Genomic DNA, 1,138 nt, shown 5'->3' with positions numbered 1-1,138 from the left:
GGCCTTTACGATCAGTAAAGGACGACCGAGCGAATAGATTCGCCGGCATGCATCAGGTCGAAACCCTTGTTGATGTCGTCCAGCGGCATGGTGTGGGTGATCATCGGGTCGATCTCGATCTTGCCGTCCATGTACCAGTCGACGATCTTCGGCACATCGGTGCGGCCGCGCGCGCCGCCAAAGGCGGTGCCCTTCCAGACCCGGCCGGTGACCAGCTGGAACGGGCGCGTGCTGATCTCGGCCCCGGCGGCGGCCACGCCGATGATCACCGACTGGCCCCAGCCGCGATGCGTGCATTCCAGCGCGTCGCGCATCACCTTCACATTCCCGGTCGCGTCAAAGCTGTAATCCGCGCCGCCGATCCGGTCGAAGGGCGTCTTGGTCATCTCGACGATTTCCTGCACGACATTCTCGACATTCTTCGGATTGACGAAATGGGTCATGCCGAAACGCTCGGCCATCTCCTTCTTGTCGTCGTTCAGATCGACGCCGATGATCATGTCCGCGCCCGCCAGACGCAGGCCCTGGATCACGTTCAGCCCGATCCCGCCCAGGCCAAAGACCACCGCCTTGGCGCCGATTTCGACCTTGGCCGTATTGATCACCGCGCCGATGCCGGTGGTCACGCCGCAGCCGATATAGCAGATCTTGTCGAAGGGCGCGTCCTCGCGCACCTTCGCCACCGCGATCTCGGGCAGCACCGTGTAGTTCGAGAAGGTCGAGCAGCCCATGTAATGGTGGATCGGCGTGCCGTCGGCCATGCTGAAGCGGCTGCTGCCATCGGGCATCAGCCCCTGGCCCTGGGTGGCGCGGATCGCGGTGCAGAGATTGGTCTTGCCCGACAGGCACGAGGCGCATTGCCGGCATTCCGGGGTATAGAGCGGGATCACGTGATCGCCGGGCTTGACGCTGGTCACGCCCGGGCCCACCTCGACCACGACGCCCGCGCCCTCATGGCCCAGGATCGCCGGAAAGATCCCCTCGGGATCCGCGCCCGAGCGGGTGAATTCATCGGTATGGCAGATGCCGGTCGCCTTGATCTCGACCATCACCTCGCCGGCCTTCGGACCTTCGAGGTTCACCTCCATCACCTCAAGCGGCTTGCCGGCTTCCAATGCGACTGCGGCGCGGGTTTTCA

1 protein-coding gene is annotated in these 1,138 nt (G+C 64.2%); it reads right to left on the bottom strand.

What is annotated here, in order from left to right; translation table 11 throughout:
- Positions 1-11 precede the first annotated feature (11 nt).
- The coding region (locus IT41_RS19220; protein ID WP_036744408.1) for an S-(hydroxymethyl)glutathione dehydrogenase/class III alcohol dehydrogenase at positions 12-1,138 on the bottom strand (1,127 nt) is incomplete at its 5' end.

The sequence above is a fragment of the Paracoccus halophilus genome (assembly GCF_000763905.1).
In the GTDB taxonomy this organism is placed as follows: Bacteria; Pseudomonadota; Alphaproteobacteria; order Rhodobacterales; family Rhodobacteraceae; genus Paracoccus; species Paracoccus halophilus.
This window is presented reverse-complemented; position numbering and strand designations above follow the sequence as displayed.